Source organism: Allobosea eneae, assembly GCF_042657265.1.
In the GTDB taxonomy this organism is placed as follows: Bacteria; Pseudomonadota; Alphaproteobacteria; order Rhizobiales; family Beijerinckiaceae; genus Allobosea; species Allobosea eneae.
Genome location: NZ_JBHSLW010000006.1, coordinates 114,925 through 129,665 on the forward strand (window position 1 = coordinate 114,925; position 14,741 = coordinate 129,665).

The 14,741-nt window shown below is 66.6% G+C and carries 16 protein-coding genes; 3 read left to right on the forward strand and 13 right to left on the reverse strand.

The window, feature by feature from the left end; translation table 11 throughout:
* Positions 1–3: 3 nt before the first annotated feature.
* From ACFPOB_RS04555 to ACFPOB_RS04580, 6 genes are all read right to left on the reverse strand, one after another.
* Positions 4–666, reverse strand: coding sequence for a ribonuclease T2 family protein (locus ACFPOB_RS04555; protein ID WP_377796259.1), 663 nt, complete (start codon positions 664–666; stop codon positions 4–6).
* A 12-nt stretch (positions 667–678) separates the two neighbouring features.
* Positions 679–1,137 carry a hypothetical protein gene (locus ACFPOB_RS04560; RefSeq protein ID WP_377796261.1) on the reverse strand — a complete coding sequence of 153 codons (459 nt, stop codon included), beginning with the start codon at positions 1,135–1,137 and terminating at the stop codon, positions 679–681.
* A 140-nt stretch (positions 1,138–1,277) separates the two neighbouring features.
* Positions 1,278–1,841 (reverse strand): methylated-DNA--[protein]-cysteine S-methyltransferase, encoded by a 564-nt coding sequence (locus tag ACFPOB_RS04565; protein ID WP_377796263.1) that lies wholly within the window; start codon positions 1,839–1,841, stop codon positions 1,278–1,280.
* 194 nt (positions 1,842–2,035) lie between these two features.
* Positions 2,036–2,992 (reverse strand): protein-methionine-sulfoxide reductase catalytic subunit MsrP, encoded by a 957-nt coding sequence (msrP, locus tag ACFPOB_RS04570; RefSeq protein ID WP_377796265.1) that lies wholly within the window; start codon positions 2,990–2,992, stop codon positions 2,036–2,038.
* 115 nt (positions 2,993–3,107) lie between these two features.
* Positions 3,108–3,650: an SRPBCC family protein gene (locus ACFPOB_RS04575; RefSeq protein ID WP_377796266.1), complete on the reverse strand. Its 543-nt coding sequence runs from the start codon at positions 3,648–3,650 to the stop codon at positions 3,108–3,110.
* 11 nt (positions 3,651–3,661) lie between these two features.
* Positions 3,662–3,970, reverse strand: a complete 309-nt coding sequence (locus tag ACFPOB_RS04580) for an ArsR/SmtB family transcription factor (RefSeq protein ID WP_377796268.1) — start codon at positions 3,968–3,970, stop codon at positions 3,662–3,664.
* 112 nt (positions 3,971–4,082) lie between these two features.
* Here ACFPOB_RS04580 and ACFPOB_RS04585 point away from each other — a divergent pair, with 112 nt between their 5' ends.
* The gene (locus tag ACFPOB_RS04585; RefSeq protein ID WP_377796269.1) at positions 4,083–5,027 is read left to right on the forward strand and encodes a DMT family transporter; all 945 of its coding nucleotides are present in this window, start codon (positions 4,083–4,085) and stop codon (positions 5,025–5,027) included.
* A gap of 12 nt (positions 5,028–5,039) precedes the next feature.
* Entirely contained in the window at positions 5,040–5,594 is a 555-nt protein-coding gene (locus ACFPOB_RS04590; protein WP_377796271.1) for a hypothetical protein, read from the forward strand.
* Between the two features lie 386 nt (positions 5,595–5,980).
* On the opposite strand, the gene ACFPOB_RS04595 is transcribed toward ACFPOB_RS04590, so the two are convergent.
* The 3 genes from ACFPOB_RS04595 to ACFPOB_RS04605 form a co-directional block, all read right to left on the reverse strand.
* Positions 5,981–6,871 carry a LysR family transcriptional regulator gene (locus ACFPOB_RS04595; protein WP_092155998.1) on the reverse strand — a complete coding sequence of 297 codons (891 nt, stop codon included), beginning with the start codon at positions 6,869–6,871 and terminating at the stop codon, positions 5,981–5,983.
* Positions 6,872–7,013: 142 nt separating this feature from the next.
* Entirely contained in the window at positions 7,014–7,979 is a 966-nt protein-coding gene (gene trxB / locus ACFPOB_RS04600; RefSeq protein ID WP_377796273.1) for a thioredoxin-disulfide reductase, read from the reverse strand.
* Positions 7,980–8,031: 52 nt separating this feature from the next.
* Positions 8,032–9,015 (reverse strand): mitochondrial fission ELM1 family protein, encoded by a 984-nt coding sequence (locus tag ACFPOB_RS04605; RefSeq protein ID WP_377796275.1) that lies wholly within the window; start codon positions 9,013–9,015, stop codon positions 8,032–8,034.
* Positions 9,016–9,104: 89 nt separating this feature from the next.
* Here ACFPOB_RS04605 and ACFPOB_RS04610 point away from each other — a divergent pair, with 89 nt between their 5' ends.
* Entirely contained in the window at positions 9,105–9,566 is a 462-nt protein-coding gene (locus ACFPOB_RS04610) for an Lrp/AsnC family transcriptional regulator (RefSeq protein ID WP_377796277.1), read from the forward strand.
* 122 nt (positions 9,567–9,688) lie between these two features.
* On the opposite strand, the gene ACFPOB_RS04615 is transcribed toward ACFPOB_RS04610, so the two are convergent.
* The 4 genes from ACFPOB_RS04615 to carB all read right to left on the reverse strand — a co-directional run bounded on the left by ACFPOB_RS04615 (position 9,689) and on the right by carB (position 14,628).
* Positions 9,689–10,156 carry a hypothetical protein gene (locus tag ACFPOB_RS04615; RefSeq protein ID WP_377796279.1) on the reverse strand — a complete coding sequence of 156 codons (468 nt, stop codon included), beginning with the start codon at positions 10,154–10,156 and terminating at the stop codon, positions 9,689–9,691.
* Positions 10,157–10,160: 4 nt separating this feature from the next.
* Complete coding sequence (locus tag ACFPOB_RS04620; RefSeq protein ID WP_377796281.1) at positions 10,161–10,649, reverse strand: twin-arginine translocation signal domain-containing protein; 489 nt, start codon at positions 10,647–10,649, stop codon at positions 10,161–10,163.
* Positions 10,650–10,717: 68 nt separating this feature from the next.
* Positions 10,718–11,191, reverse strand: coding sequence for a transcription elongation factor GreA (gene greA / locus ACFPOB_RS04625; RefSeq protein WP_377796283.1), 474 nt, complete (start codon positions 11,189–11,191; stop codon positions 10,718–10,720).
* A gap of 104 nt (positions 11,192–11,295) precedes the next feature.
* Positions 11,296–14,628, reverse strand: coding sequence for a carbamoyl-phosphate synthase large subunit (carB, locus tag ACFPOB_RS04630; RefSeq protein ID WP_377796344.1), 3,333 nt, complete (start codon positions 14,626–14,628; stop codon positions 11,296–11,298).
* Positions 14,629–14,741: the final 113 nt, after the last annotated feature.

The window sequence follows — 14,741 nt, forward strand, 5'->3', positions numbered from 1 at the left end:
GGATCAGCGAATCGCGTTGACGCGGAAATCGCGGGCCCGGCAGCCGGACCTGTCGACCTCCTGGCAGGTGCGGAAGCCGCGCAGATCCTTGCTCAAGCAGATCCGGACCTCCTCCAGCACCCCGCGCCGGCAGGAGACCGACATCATGTCGGTGCGCAGGCCCGGATTGGCGTCGGCGAAAGCGCGTTCGAGATCGAGCGCCGTCCAGCTCTGCTCGCTGTCGCCCTTCTGCAGGGCGGGCGGAATCTTGATCTTCTCGCGGGCGCGGCGGACATCGGCGAAGTAGTCGGCCGGGCTCGAGCCTGAGCAGGTGCCGTGCTTGCGCCATTGATGGCGGGCGAGGCCGTCCGATGGAAACAGGCCGTCCGCCTGCTCCATCGCGATTCGCGAAGGCGAGCGGCCGGGGCCGCAATCGCTCGGATAGCCGCGCTCATATTGGGGCCAGAGCCCATGCACGACGAAGCCGAGATTGGCGCCGGGGGCGCATTGCTCGCGGTTGCGGCGGTCGCCCTCGATCTCGCAAAAGCCGGGCGACCAGGACAAAGCGAGCACGTAGAAGTCGAAATCCCCGGGCGTGCCGCCGCGATCGTTACGGCCCTGCGCGAAGGCCGTGCCGGCCAGTGCACCAATCGCCAGAATGCCGGCGGCAATTCGCTTCAAGAGCATGGGGCGGCGAGATCAGGGGCGGGCCATCTTGCAGTCGGGCGCGTAGGCGCGGTGGCGGTCGAGCCCCGAAACGCACCAATTGACGTTCCAGGTGTAGCCGAACAGGCCGAGATTCTCGCGGACCGAATAGTCGACGCGGCGCAGCACGCCGTCATTGGTCAGCACACGGGCCGTGCAGAAGCGGCGCGGGACGAAATCCTCGCCCCAGGGACGCCAGGCGATCGGGCGGACGCGGTCGAAGCTGACCGCCTGCAGCGGGCCCCAGAACTTGGACTCGCGCGAGTTGAACCAGCTGGTGATCTCGCCGAGCACCGCAGGATCCTCGCAGGCCGGCAGGTTGCCATACATCGGAATGATGCGCTCTTCGGCTCGGTCGGCGGGATGGACATAGCGGCCTCCCGCAGCCTGCGCGGAGACGCCGGCCAGGCAGAGAGCGGCAGCAAGGGTCGAGAGGAGCGAAACGCGGCGCATGGGGGCCTCGTGAAGGGGCGTGTATCCGTTGCAGGCACGATGGCTGCGAGGGCGGCCAGGGTCAAGGCGCCGACGCATTGTCCGGGCCCGATGGCCGGTGCCTGTGACTTTTGTATCCGCCTCGCGCCGCCAGAACGGCGCTAGCGCCGCCTCGCCTGAAGCGGCAGATCGCCGAACAGCGACGGTTCCGCGCTGGTGCGCGCCTTTTCGATCGTCAGAATCTTCAGCTTTGTCTCGACGCCGCCGTCGGCCGAGAAGCCGCCGGTCTTGCCGCCCGCCGCGAGCACGCGGTGGCAGGGCACGATGATCGGGATCGGGTTCTGGCCGAGCGCGACGCCGACGGCCCGCGCCGCGCCGGGCTCGCCGAGCCGCGCCGCGACCTCGCCATAGGTCAATGTCTCGCCCGGCGGGATCGCAAGCGCCACCGCATAGACGCGCCGGTTGAACTCAGGCGTGGCCGAGAGATCGATCGGCAGATGCGCGAGGTCGCGCTGCTCGCCGGCCAGCAGGGCGACGATGTCGTCGATCGCCCGCCGGACGAAGGCGGGAGCCTCGGCTTCGACGCTGTCCGGAAAACGCTTTGCCAGCCTCCCCCGCGCGGCATCCTCATCCCGCTCGGGCAGTTGCGCCGCGACGATGCGCTCGCTTTGCCAGACCAGGGCGCAGGCGCCGATCGCGGTGGTGAAGAGACAGAAGCTTGTCATGTCTCGCACGCTAGCGCAGCCGCGCGTCGGAGGGCACCCGTTTCCCGGTGCTTCATTTTCTCTGGTCGTCCCGGGCGGAGCGAAGCGTAGACCCGGGACCCATGCCTGAGCCTTTCCGAAAGAGCATCAGGCATGGGTCCGGGATCGGCGCGGCTTCGCCGCTTGTCCGGGACGACTCTGTTAGGGATAGAGCCTCAGGCCCAGAGCCGTTCCTTCTCCAGTCCCTTGTAGAGATCGGCGACTTGTTCGGCATAGCCGTTGAACAGCAGCGTCGGCTTGCGCTCGCGCGTGCCCAGAACCTGCTCGCTCGCCTGGCTCCAGCGCGGATGCGAGACCTCCGGGTTCACATTGGCCCAGAAGCCGTATTCCGAGGCCTGCAGGCCCTCCCAGAAGGTCTTCGGCCGCTCGGCGACGAAGCTGATCTTATTAATCGACTTGACCGATTTGAAGCCGTATTTCCACGGCGTGATCAGCCGCAGCGGCGCGCCGTGCTGGGTCGGGATCGGCTTGCCGTAGATGCCGGTCACCATCAGCGTCATGTCATGGGTCGCTTCGGCGATGGTCAGCCCTTCCGTATAGGGCCAGGGATACCAGCGCTGCGACTGGCCGGGGGCCATCCTCGGGTTCAGAAACGTCTGCATCTGCACGTATTTCGCGCCCGAGAGCGGCTTTGCCAGCGCGACCAGCTCCTTCAGCGGGAAGCCGGTCCACGGTACCGCCATCGACCAGGCCTCGACGCAGCGGAAGCGATAGAGCCGCTCCTCCAGCGTCACCTTCCGGACCAGGTCGTCGAAGCCGATCTCGAACGGCTTCTCGACCAGCCCGTCGATCGTGATCGTCCAGGGCCGGGTGACCAGCCGCTTCGAGGCGGCGGCGACCTCCTTCGAGGTGCCGAACTCGTAGAAGTTGTTGTAGTTCGCCGCCAGCTCCTCGTCGGTTACCGGCCGGTCGAGCGTATAGGCGCCGTTGCGCTTGGCCGGATAGAGGTCGAGCGTCGGATCGGCGCCCTGGGCGCTGGCGGCCTGCGGCAAGGCGGCGCCGGCGATCATGCCGGCACTGCCGGCCAGCCATTGCCGGCGATCGAGAAAGACGGCTTCCGGTGTCGCCTGGCTTTCGGGCATCTCCCAGCCGGCGCGGCGCTTGATCAACATGACGGACATACTCCGTTGCAACGGAGCAAGTTTAGTCGATCCGGGGGCGGGGGACCAAGTCACGAGCGGGAGAGCAGCTCCCCCGCCCGGTCAGGATGACAGTTGGGGGGCACCCTCAAGCCGGCAGATCGGCGAAACGCTTGGCGTAGTCCGCCTCGAGACCCTCGATCCGTGACCAGAAGCCGCGCGGCGGATCTCCCGCGAGCCTGTCCTCCAGAATGCCGAGATGGGCGTGCCAACCGCTGGCGACGCTGGCCATCTCGGCCTTGTCGGCGAGCTTGCGATGCGTCAGCACCAGCCTGACCTTGTCGCCCTCGGGTGTAAGCTCGAAGGTCACTTCGGAGCTGGCGTCACCTTCGCCCGGCCAGGTCATCGCCAAGGCCGTCATCGGCTCGTAGCGCGTGACGGTTCCCTTCGACGGCCAGCCCTTGTCGTTCATCTCGCGATAGCGCTCGGGCGGCTGCTCGCTGGTGATCTGCGAATGCTTGAATAGAAGATCGGCCGTGCCGCCGACGCGCGGCTCGATCGCGCCCGAGGCCAGCCAGGTGCCGCGCTTCTCGGACTCGGTGAGATAGGACCAGACCCGTTCCACAGGGCCGGGCAGCAGCCGCTCGAAGCGGACAGCGCCGCTCTCCAGAACCACACCGTAGTCGTTCATGACACCTCTCCTCACTCGTCTTCGGGTTTCGTGAGTTCTCGTTCCAGGCGGTCGAGCCCTGCATTCCAGAAGCCACGCACCTGCCGGACCCAGGCGTCGAAGGCATCGAGTCCATTGGGGTCGAGCCGGTAGATCCGGCGCTGGCCGCTGACTTCGACGCTCACCAGCCCCGCCTCTTTCAGCACCTTGAGATGCTGCGAGATCGCCGGCGCGCTCATGCCGAACTGTGCGGTGATCTCGCCCGCCGCCATGGCGCGCTGGCCGAGCATCTCGACGATGCGGCGGCGGGTCGGGTCGGCAAGGGCAGTGAAGCGATCCATGCGCTTAATTTAGTTATTCACTTAATTAAGTCAATGCGAAATTATTGTGCCTTGCCTGCGCTGCGCCCGCCCCTTGCGCGCAGCCGGCTTGTCGCTCCTGGCGCGGCAGGTCATGAAGAGCGCCCCATCCGCTGCCCGCCACGAGACCATGCCCTCCCGAAACGCCACCTTCGCCGGCATTCTGATGATGCTGCTCGGCATCCTGCTGTTCTCGCTCAACGATGTGATGGGGAAATGGCTGGTCGCGACCTACACGGTCGGCCAGGTCCTGCTGCTGCGCTCCGCCGCAGCCCTGCTGGCGATCATCCCCTTCGTGGTGAAGCAGGGCGTCCGCCGCACGCTGCGGCCCGAACGCCCCGGCCTGCAGCTGCTGCGCGTCACGCTCGGCTCCTGCGAGGTCGCGCTGTTCTACTGGGCAGTGTCCTATCTGCCGCTCGCCGACACGATGACGTTCTGGCTGGCCGCGCCGATCTGGGCGGTGGTGCTGGCTGCGCTGCTGCTCGGAGAGCGCGTCGATACCGGGCGCTGGCTCGCAGTGGCGGCCGGCTTCGTCGGCGTCGTGATCACGCTCAACCCCTCGGCGCAGAGCCTGTCGCTGCCGGCGATCATCGCGCTTGTCGGCAGCTTCTCCTTTGCGGCGATGATGATCACTGGCCGGCAGTTGCGCGGCACGCCCGATGTCACGCTGGTGTTCTGGCAGACGCTGGGCGCCCTGGTGATGGGGGTCGCGTTGCTGCCCTTCGGCTGGGTGACGCCGACCTTGCCCGATCTCGGCCTGCTCGGCCTCCTCGGCATCGTCGCGATGGTCGCGCATCTTTGCGTGACGCGCTCGCTCAAGCTGGCCGAGGCCTCGGTCGTCGTGCCCTATCAGTACACGCTGATCGTCTGGGCGGTGGTCTTCGGCTGGCTCGTCTTCGGCGACTGGCCGAGCTCGGCCATGCTGTTCGGCTCCGCGCTGATCATCGCCGCCGGCCTTGCCCTGCTCATGCTCGAGCGGCGTGCCGGCAATGCCGCCTCTGACACTGCCAAGGAGCGTGTTACGATCGAGCAAAACTGATCCGGAGATGCGATGGCCGAGGCTGCGAAACCGCCGGATTTCTGGAACCGGCTCGGCGCCGCGATCTCCCTCGTCCTCGGTCTCTGGCTGCTCGTTGCCGGCTGGCGGACCCTGCGGCTGGCACGCGGCGATCTCCTGGTCGCCGACCATGTCGGCCCGATGAGCTACAGCACGCCGCTGATCCGCGTCAGCTCGGGGCGCCGCGGGACGGCGACGTATCGGACGCAGGACCTCTGGCTCGCCGCTATCCGCGACGACGGTCAATACAACTACCGGCAGCTCTACCGGCCCGCCCGTGGCCTCTGGGTCGACGACATCGACAGGCTCGACCGAGACCAGCAGGTCCGCTTCCTGGTCGATCCCGATCGCCAGCTGGTTTACGAGGCGACCTCTCGCGGAAAAACTTTCCTCGCCTATGATGACACCGCCGAGACGCTGACCAGCGGCGCACGGCGCTCGATGCTTTTCGGCTTCGCGCTGCTCGCCGGCGCCGTCTGGCATCTCTGGCCACTGGCCTCGCGCTATTGGCGCGAACGACAGGACGCCGGCGAAATGCATGGCGGCTGAACGGAAGCAGCCGATCCGGTGCTGCGGTTCGGCTGCGTGCCTCGAAGTGGACGGCAAAGATTGAAAGAAAAAAGGCCGGCGTCCCGAAGGAGCCGGCCTGAAAGTTTGAAACATCCAGCGCAAAAGCGCCAAACATCTCAGAGGGGAACGGCTGGAACGAACTCAACGCCGGGAGGAGATGCGGAGCCCGTTCCGAACAACCGTGAGTCAAATATCGGGCAGACCCTGCCTTTTCGCAATGCAGCATAGGGCGGGTCGGTTATGCGCTGGCCACATGACTCATTGCTATAATTCGTCACAATTGCCAGAAGACCGCGCGTTGCACGCATGCGCAGCCGAGGTGAGGCACGACGCTGCCGCGATTTGCAGCAGCGTCTGCCCGTTTTTCAATAGGTCCAGCGCTGTGCCTTCTGGATCAGAAAATCGCGGAAGACCTGTACGCGCGCGACCGACTTCATCTCCTCCGGATAGACCAGATAACTTTCGAGCTGCGGCATCTCGGTCTCGCGCATCAGCTGCACGAGCGGCGAGCCTGCCTCGATCAGATAGTCCGGCAGGATGGCGATGCCGGCGCCCGAATCGACCGCGCGCTTCATCGCCGTGATGTTGTTGACGGTGAGATGGATCGGGCGCGGATTGCGCTGGTCGCGGCCGAGCGTGCCGAGCCAATGCACCGCCGTCAGATAGGACGGCGAGGAGGCGCCGAAGGAGAGCAGCCGGTGGTTGTCGAGCTCCTCATAGCTCTTCGGCTCGCCGAAGCGCTTGATATAGGCCGGCGCGCCGTAGACGTGGAAGTGCACCGTGAAGAGCCGGCGCTGGATCAGGTCGGGCTGCTGCGGCTGGCGCAGGCGGATCGCGATGTCGGCCTCGCGCATCGAGAGGTCGAGCTCCTCGTCGGTGAGGATGAGCTCGACCTTGATGTCTGGGTAGAGGTCGAGGAACTCGGCCAGGCGCGGCGTCAGCCAATGGCCGCCGAGGCCACGGGTCGCCGTGACCTTGAGCTCGCCGGACGGGTGCTCGCGCGTTTCCGAGAGCTGGGCGCGCGTCCGCTCCAGGCGCTGCGTCATCTCGCGCGCGGCGCGCCAGAGCAGTTCGCCTTGCTCGGTGAGAATGAGGCCGCGGGTATGTCGGTGGAACAGCGGCGCGCGCAGTTCGCGCTCGAGCGCGCCGATCTGGCGGCTTACAGCCGATTGGCTGAGGCCCAACCCGTCGCCAGCCTTAGTGAAACTTCCCGATTCTGCAACCGTGTAGAAGATTCGGATGCGGTCCCAATCCACCGCGTTCCCCCCGTGTTATGCGTTCAGCGCATGATGGGGGGATCGAGTTGTCCGGTCAACGACTCCTTTGCCGGGACCGTTGATTTTAGCCCTTAATATCGTGCTGGAATTGATCAATTCCAGTGATATGTTCGGCTTATGGTTATTCGGCCGCTTCGCGCACGCCGAGTTCCTGCGCCATCAGCCAGCGTTCGGCGTCGAGTGCGGCCATGCAGCCGAGGCCGGCCGCGGTCACGGCCTGGCGGTAATGCTCGTCGGTCACATCGCCGGCGGCGAAGACACCGGGCACGTTCGTCTGAGTCGTGCCGGGTGCGACGTCGAGATAGCCCGAATCGCGCATGGCGAGCTGGCCGACGAAGAGCTCGGTCGCCGGCTTGTGGCCGATGGCGACGAAGACGCCGTCGGTCGGCAGGTCCTGCACGGCGCCGCTCTTCAGGTTGCGCAAGCGGACATGGGTCACGGAGGGCGGCTGCGTGCCGCCGAGGATTTCCGCCACTTCCGAATCCCAGACCACCTCGATCTTGGGATGCTTGAACAGGCGCTCCTGCATCACTTTCTCGGCCCGCAGCGAATCGCGCCGGTGCACCAGCGTGACCTTGGAAGCGAGATTGGCGAGGTACAGCGCCTCCTCGACCGCGGTGTTACCGCCGCCGACCACGACGACCTGCTTGTTCCGGAAGAAGAAGCCGTCGCAGGTGGCGCAGGCCGAGACGCCGAAGCCCTGGAAGGCCTGCTCGGAGGGCAGGCCGAGCCACTTCGCCTGAGCGCCGGTCGAGACGATCAGCGAATCGCAGGAATAGGTGTCGCCGCCATCGCCCCAGAGCCGGAACGGGCGCTGCGAGAGATCGACGCGGGCGATATGGTCGGAGACCATCCTGGTGCCCATGTGCTGCGCCTGCGCCTGCATCTGCTCCATCAGCCAGGGGCCCTGGATCACGTCGGCGAAGCCGGGATAGTTCTCGACATCGGTGGTGATCATCAACTGGCCGCCGGCCTGCAGGCCGGAGATCAGAACCGGCTCCAGCATGGCGCGGGCGGCATAGATCGCGGCGGTGTAGCCGGCCGGGCCGGAGCCGATGATCATCACCTTGGCGTGGATATGGGCCATCTGTCTGCTTCCTGAGCCGGCACGAGCCGGACATATTGGTATCAGGGCCGCTTCACGCCAGCCCCATCGCTGCCTTGTGACGCCGCCAGCCGTCATAGACGGCGGCCGCGATCGTTCCGGTCGAATCTAGCGGTTGGTAAGGGCCGCCTTCAAGCTTGCCCTGGAAATGATGCACAGCGCCGTAGCGCTTCAGCGCCTCCAGGAACCTGGCGAGCTTGCCATGGCCGCCATGCGGTTCGAAGACGAGGATCGGCATGCCGGTCGCCGCGGCCTCGCCGATCATGTTGGTGGAATCGGCGGTGGCGATGATGGCGTCGGCATTGGCGAGCAGCGGCACATAGGGGTTGGTGCCCGCGCCATCCCACCACCAGCCGCCATGGCGGCGGAAGACCGCGCCGATCGCGGCGTCGAGCGCCGGCGGGGTGCGGCGCGAGCGCGAGCCCATCAGCGCGACGCCGGAGGCGGCGAGGGCGTCGAGTTCGCGGGCGAAGCGCTCGATATCGTCGGGCCGGAAGCTGTGGTGCCGGCTGTCGCCGCCGACCAGAACGGCGGCGCGGGGCGAGGGCAGGGCGGCGATCTCCGGCAATGGCTCGGCTCGGGCCGCTGACAGGGCGTCCGGCGCGAGCCGGTGCGGCGAGGTGATCGTCACCAGCACGTTCTCACCCCGCAGCCGGTCGTGCTCGGAAACCCAGATCAAGTCGGCGGTGTCGGTGCCGGTGCGTGGGTCTTTCAGGAAGACGGTGAAGGTCGCTCCATTCGAGGCCTGCTTGACGGCGCGCAGATAAGCGACGGCGCGCCGGCCCGAGGCAATGACGATATCGGGGAAGGGCGGCCGGATCGGACTATTCAGCCGGTCGTGCGCCTCGCGCGGATCGATCGGCCCGCGCGGCATCAGCCAGCTCCAGGGCCTGCCGGGATTGACCCGGCGGATCTCGGGGACGACGCCGATCCGTTCGGCGACGCCGAGGCACTGGACCTCGTCGCCGGCCTTGCCGTCGGTCAGCACCCAGAGGGTAGGGGTCTTTTCTGTCGGCACGGCGGAGAGGCCCGGGATTGGCGTGGTCGATGCCTTGTAACGCGTCGATGGCCCGTCTACACCAGCGCGTCCCGATTTCAGGAGGATTTGTGCGCTCCAAACTCGACGAGATCGATCTCCGCATCCTGACGGAGCTGCAGAGCGACGGGCGCATGACCAATGTCGAGCTCGCGAGCCGGGTCGGCATCTCGCCGCCGCCGTGCCTCAGGCGCGTGCGCGCGCTTGAGGAGGCCGGCGTCATCACCGGCTACCGGGCGCTGCTCGACGAGCGCAAGCTCGGCATCGAGGTGGTCTGCTTCGCCTTCGTCCATCTCGCCAGCCAGGCCGAGGCGGACCTTGCCGCGTTCCAGGGGCGGATCCGCGACTGGTCGCTGGTGCGCGAGTGCTGGACTCTGTCGGGCGACATCGACTTCATCCTGAAATGCGTCGCAACCGACCTGAAGGCCTTCCAGGATTTCGTCGCCGACCTGACGGCGCTGCCGAATGTGCGCAATGTCCGTACCGCCCTGGCGCTCGACCGGGTCAAGGACGCGCCGATAGCGCCTTTGTAAGAAGGTCGTCATGCTCGGGCTTGACCCGAGCATCTCAGGCCGGACAAAGCGCCCACCAGCACCTTCTCGTCAGGAGATTCTCGGGTCTGCGCTTCGCTTCGCCCGAGAATGACGCCTGATGCCTAACCGCCGACCGCCCGCCTGATCCACTGGGCGTTGTTCGCGACCAAGGCGTCGATCCGCCGCTGGTTGATATCCGGCAGATACCAGGCGCCGCTGAAGCTCGGCGCCATGATGGACATGATCGGATAGCGGGCGAGCTCACGGCCATCCGGGCCGACGAGCACCGCTTCGCTTTCCAGCGTGTCGTTGCCGAGCGTCGCCGCGGCGCCGCCGGCATAGCTCGTCAAATAAAGCCCGGAGACCGTCACCTGCAGGGTTGCGCCGCGGGCGCTGCGGAGGCTGGCGAGCTCGCGCTCCAGCATCGGTTTGATCTGGGCGGCTGTGGCGCTCTGCCCCTTCGCGGCGAGCGGCCCGGTGTCGACGCGAATCGTGCCGATCGCGACCGGCGGCGTGGTCTGCCCGATCGTCTGGCAGCCCGCCAGCATTGTCGTGGCCAGGCCGATCAGGATGGTGCGGCGGACGAGCATGGCCTCAGGCGCCGAGATAGCGCTTGATCCACAGGGCGTTGTTCTCCAGCAGGGCAGCGACTCGGCGCTCGTCGATGTCCGGCCGATACCAGGCGCCTCCCGAGTTGGAGGGGAGCATCGAGCGGATGTTGTGGCTGACGACCAGGCGGCCGCGGTCGATCACATCAGCGACCGTGTCCATATCGTCGCTATTGCCGCCACCGCCATCGCCGGCCATGCCGCCGCCGGCGGCGCTGGCGAGCCAGAGGCCCTTGACGGTGACGAGCAGGATCGGGCCGCCGCGCTGGCGCAGCGCGATGAGCTGACGAGCAAGTTCCCGCTCGAGGGCGCGGCCGATCCGCGGCGCATTCTCGCCCCAGCCCTGCGGGCCGAGCAGGCGCGCATCGACACGGATGCCGCCGATGGCGATACCCTGCGCCAGCACCGGAAGCGAAACGAGCCCGCCGGCAGCGAGCGCGGCGGACCCGGTGAGAAATGCGCGGCGCGTGGTCATGACGTGGTCTCCGGCGGCAGTCGGATCTCTAATCTAGGTACTGCCGCAGGACTGGCCAAGTCGTCCGATCAGCGGAAGGCGACGCTGACGACCTCGTAGGACTTGCCGCCGCCCGGCGTGTTGACCTGGACGGAATCGCCGACCTTCTTGCCGATCAAAGCGCGCGCGATCGGCGAGCCGATCGAGACCTTGCCGGACTTCACGTCCGATTCCGGCTCGCCGACGATCTGGTAGAGCTTCTCTTCCTCGGTATCGTCGTCGATCAGCTTGACGGTGGCACCGAACTTGATGGTGTCGCCGCCAAGCTTGCTGACATCGATGATGTCGGCGCGGCCGATCAGCGATTCGAGCTCCATGATGCGGCCCTCGTTCAGCGACTGGGCCTCCTTGGCAGCGTGATACTCGGCATTCTCCGAGAGATCGCCCAGCGCGCGCGCTTCCGCGATCGCCTGGATGATGCGCGGGCGCTCGACCTGCTGGCGCTGCTTCAACTCGACTTCGAGGGCGGCGAAACCGCCGGCCGTCATGGGAACCTTGTCCATCGTTCCGTCCCAGTTATGAAAAGCGATCGGTCACGCGCCAGCTTAAGGCCAACGCGCCCGAATCGCTCCCGATCGTCAGAAAACTACTTCGCCGCGCAGCCGGTTCAGGCGGCGCGGGCGAAATAGGATTGCAGCGACCTCACTTCGAGATCTCCGCTGCAATAGGCCTTGATGCCCTCCGCCGCGGCGATCGCTCCGGCCAAGGTGGTATAATAGGGCACCTTGTGCAAGAGGGCCGCCCGGCGCAGCGAGCGCGAGTCCGCCAGCGCCTGTGGACCGTCGGTGGTGTTGAAGACGAGCTGGATCTCGCCGTTCTTGATCGCGTCGACGACGTGCGGGCGGCCTTCCAGCACTTTGTTGATCTTGCTGGCGCGGATGCCGTTCTCCTGGAGCAGGCGCAGCGTGCCGCCGGTCGCGACGATCTGGAAGCCCAGCTCGGCCAGGATCGCGACCGAGGGCAGGATGCGCGGCTTGTCCTCGTCGCGGACCGAGACGAAGACCGTACCCTTGACCGGCAGCTTGGAGCCGGCGCCGAGCTGGCTCTTGGCGAAGGCGACGTCGAAGGAGCGGTCGAGGCCGATGACCTCGCCGGTCGAGCGCATCTCCGGCCCGAGCAGCACGTCGACGCCGGGGAAGCGGGCGAAGGGGAACACCGCCTCCTTCACGCCGACATGCTGGAGCTTCTCTTGCTTAAGGCCGAAGCTGGCGAGCTTCTCGCCGGCCATCAGCCGCGCCGCGATCTTGGCGATCGGCTGGCCGATCACCTTGGCGACGAAAGGCACGGTGCGCGAGGCCCGCGGATTGACCTCGAGCACATAGATGTCGCCGTCCTTGATGGCGTATTGCACGTTCATCAGGCCGCCGACGTCGAGGGCGAGCGCCATCGCCTTGCTCTGGCGCTCCAGCTCGGCGATCAGCTCGGGCGAGAGCGAGCGCGGCGGTAGCGAGCAGGCTGAATCGCCGGAATGGATGCCGGCCTCCTCGATATGCTCCATGATGCCGGCGATGAAGGCGTCCTTGCCGTCGCAGAGGCAATCGACGTCGACCTCGATCGCATCGGAGAGATAGCGGTCGAACAGCAGCGGGTTCTTGCCAAGGACGGTGTTGATCTGGCCGGTCTTGTCGTTCGGGTACTTGGCCTTGACCTCGGAGGGGATCAGCGAGGGCAGGGTGCCGAGCAGGTAGTCCTCGAACATCACCTCGTCGCGGATGATCGCCATGGCGCGGCCGCCGAGCACATAGGATGGGCGCACCACGAAGGGCAGACCGAGCTCGGCCGCGATCAGACGCGACTGCTCGACCGAATAGGCGATGCCGTTCTTGGGCTGCTTGAGATGCAGCTTGTCGAGCAGGCGCTTGAAGCGGTCGCGGTCCTCGGCAAGGTCGATCGCATCGGGCGACGTGCCGAGGATCGGGATGCCGGCCTCTTCCAGCGCATGCGCCAGCTTCAGCGGGGTCTGGCCGCCGAACTGGACGATGACGCCGTGCAGCGTGCCGGCCTGCTTCTCGGTCTCGAGGATCTCGAGCACGTCCTCGGCGGTCAGCGGTTCGAAATAGAGCCGGTCCGAGGTGTCGTAATCGGTCGAGACCGTCTCGGGATTGCAGTTGACCATGATGGTCTCGTAGCCGGCGTCGCGCAATGCGTAGCAGGCATGGCAGCAGCAATAGTCGAACTCGATGCCCTGGCCGATCCGGTTCGGCCCACCGCCGAGGATGACGACCTTCTTGCGGTCGGAGGGCTTGGCTTCGTCGGCCGGCGCGCCGGCAAACGGCATGGCGTAGGTCGAGTACATATAGGCCGTCGGTGAGGCGAACTCGGCGGCGCAGGTGTCGATGCGCTTGTACACCGGGCGCACCTGCAGCGAGCGGCGCAGGGTGCGGACCTCGGCCTCGCTTTTGCCGGCAACCGCGGCGAGGCGCTTGTCGGAGAAGCCCATCGCCTTGAGCTGGCGGAAGGCGACCGGCGTCTGCGGCAGGCCATGCTTCCGAATCTTCTCCTCGGTCTCGACGATGCCGCGCATCTGCTCGAGGAACCAGGGATCGACCTTGCAGCTCTCATGGATCTGCTCGTCGGTGAAGCCGGCGCGCATCGCCTGGCCGATCTGGAGGATGCGGTCCGGCGTCGGGGTCGAGAGTGCCGCCTTGATCGCGTTGCGATCGTCGCCCTGGCCGATGCCCTCGATCTCGATCTCGTCGAGCCCGTCGAGGCCGGTCTCCAGCGAGCGCAGCGCCTTCTGCAGCGATTCCTGGAAGGTGCGGCCGATCGCCATGGCCTCGCCGACAGACTTCATCGCGGTGGTCAGCGTCGGCTCGGAGCCCGGGAACTTCTCGAAGGCGAAACGCGGGATCTTGGTGACGACATAGTCGATCGTCGGCTCGAACGAGGCCGGGGTGGCGCCGCCGGTGATGTCGTTCTCGATCTCGTCGAGCGTGTAGCCGATGGCAAGGCGCGCCGCGACCTTGGCGATCGGGAAGCCGGTCGCCTTCGACGCCAGCGCCGAAGAACGCGAGACGCGCGGGTTCATCTCGATGACGATCATGCGTCCGGTCTCGGGATCGACCGCGAACTGAACGTTCGATCCGCCCGTCTCGACGCCGATCTCGCGCAGCACCGCCAGCGAGGCGTCGCGCATGATCTGGTATTCCTTGTCGGTCAGCGTCAGCGCCGGGGCGACGGTAATCGAATCACCGGTGTGGACGCCCATCGGGTCGAGATTCTCGATCGAGCAGACGATGATGCAGTTGTCCGCTTTGTCGCGGACGACCTCCATCTCGTATTCCTTCCAGCCGAGGACGCTCTCCTCGATCAGGATCTCGCTGGTCGGCGAGGCGTCGATGCCGCGCTCGCAGATCTCGATGAACTCGCTCTTGTTGTAGGCGATGCCGCCGCCGGTGCCGCCCATGGTAAAGGAGGGCCGGATGATCGTCGGCAGGCCGATATCCTCCAGCGCTTCCAGCGCGGCGCCGAGCGTCTTGACGTGGTGCGAGCGCGGGGTCGAGAGGCCGATCTTGGTCATCGCCTCGCGGAAGCGCTCGCGATCCTCGGCCTTGTCGATCGCGTCGGCGGTGGCGCCGATCATCTCGACATCGAATTTCTCCAGCACGCCCATCTTCTGGAGCGAGAGCGCGCAGTTGAGCGCCGTCTGGCCGCCCATGGTCGGCAGCAGGGCGAAGCCGCCGGGCAGGACGTTGCGTTCCTTCTCGATGATCTTGGCGACGATCTCAGGCGTGATCGGCTCGACATAGGTCGCGTCGGCCAGCTCCGGATCGGTCATGATCGTCGCCGGGTTCGAATTGACCAGCACGATCCGGTAGCCCTCGGCCTTCAGCGTCTTGCAGGCCTGGGTGCCGGAATAGTCGAACTCGCAGGCCTGACCGATGATGATGGGGCCCGCGCCGATGATCAGGATCGTCTTGATGTCTGTGCGCTTGGGCATGGTCTCGACCGGTTCCGTGCGGGCGCGCACGGCCCGTCCGATCGAAAGGAGCGGAGGCCAGCGCGTGCCCAAAGATGAATGCTAGGCGCTCGCTATAGACGCCGCGAGCGGCG

What these genes read in the sequence shown, in the direction of transcription:
- carB (WP_377796344.1), bottom strand. Translation starts at nt 14,628, where the DNA reads ATGCCCAAGCGCACAGACATCAAGACGATCCTGATCATCGGCGCGGGC.
- ACFPOB_RS04580 (WP_377796268.1), bottom strand. Translation starts at nt 3,970, where the DNA reads ATGGATCGCTTCACTGCCCTTGCCGACCCGACCCGCCGCCGCATCGTC.
- ACFPOB_RS04590 (WP_377796271.1), top strand. Translation starts at nt 5,040, where the DNA reads ATGGCCGAGGCTGCGAAACCGCCGGATTTCTGGAACCGGCTCGGCGCC.
- ACFPOB_RS04575 (WP_377796266.1), bottom strand. Translation starts at nt 3,650, where the DNA reads ATGAACGACTACGGTGTGGTTCTGGAGAGCGGCGCTGTCCGCTTCGAG.
- ACFPOB_RS04615 (WP_377796279.1), bottom strand. Translation starts at nt 10,156, where the DNA reads ATGCTCGTCCGCCGCACCATCCTGATCGGCCTGGCCACGACAATGCTG.
- msrP (WP_377796265.1), bottom strand. Translation starts at nt 2,992, where the DNA reads ATGTTGATCAAGCGCCGCGCCGGCTGGGAGATGCCCGAAAGCCAGGCG.
- trxB (WP_377796273.1), bottom strand. Translation starts at nt 7,979, where the DNA reads ATGGCCCATATCCACGCCAAGGTGATGATCATCGGCTCCGGCCCGGCC.
- ACFPOB_RS04560 (WP_377796261.1), bottom strand. Translation starts at nt 1,137, where the DNA reads ATGCGCCGCGTTTCGCTCCTCTCGACCCTTGCTGCCGCTCTCTGCCTG.
- ACFPOB_RS04585 (WP_377796269.1), top strand. Translation starts at nt 4,083, where the DNA reads ATGAAGAGCGCCCCATCCGCTGCCCGCCACGAGACCATGCCCTCCCGA.
- ACFPOB_RS04555 (WP_377796259.1), bottom strand. Translation starts at nt 666, where the DNA reads ATGCTCTTGAAGCGAATTGCCGCCGGCATTCTGGCGATTGGTGCACTG.
- ACFPOB_RS04565 (WP_377796263.1), bottom strand. Translation starts at nt 1,841, where the DNA reads ATGACAAGCTTCTGTCTCTTCACCACCGCGATCGGCGCCTGCGCCCTG.
- ACFPOB_RS04620 (WP_377796281.1), bottom strand. Translation starts at nt 10,649, where the DNA reads ATGACCACGCGCCGCGCATTTCTCACCGGGTCCGCCGCGCTCGCTGCC.
- greA (WP_377796283.1), bottom strand. Translation starts at nt 11,191, where the DNA reads ATGGACAAGGTTCCCATGACGGCCGGCGGTTTCGCCGCCCTCGAAGTC.